Raw genomic sequence first — 378 nt, 5'->3', positions numbered from 1 at the left:
GTGTTGATCGGGTAGTACGGCTCGTCGCCGGACTCCGCGAACCGCGAGAACTCGCGCATGACGACGGTCTTGTCGTTGGGGTAACGGTCCGCCCGCTCGGGGTGGAAGTGACGGAACTCGTGGATGCGCGTGAACGGCACGTCACGGTCGGCATAGTTCATGACCGAGGTGCCCTGGAAGTCGGGAACGTCCACGACCTCGCGCTCGAAATCCAGGGTTCGCCACGACAACGCACCCTCGGCGTAGTCGAAGTAGCGATCGACGGGACCGGTGTAGACGACCGGCACCTGGCCCACGACGGAGCCCTTGTTCACCGGCTGCGACGCATCGAAGAAATCCGAGTCGAGCCGGATCTCGATGTTCGGGTGGTCGGCCATC

At 64.0% G+C, this 378-nt stretch carries 1 protein-coding gene; it reads right to left on the bottom strand.

What is annotated here, in order from left to right; all coding sequences use genetic code 11:
* Positions 1-378 (bottom strand): UDP-galactopyranose mutase (locus D9V41_RS16745; RefSeq protein ID WP_208006930.1); only part of this gene is annotated, 378 nt, incomplete at both ends.

This window comes from Aeromicrobium phragmitis (assembly GCF_003674095.1).
GTDB classification, from domain to species: Bacteria; Actinomycetota; Actinomycetes; order Propionibacteriales; family Nocardioidaceae; genus Aeromicrobium; species Aeromicrobium phragmitis.
The sequence above is the reverse complement of the archived record's forward strand: the minus strand, read 5'-3'. Positions and strand labels throughout refer to the sequence as shown.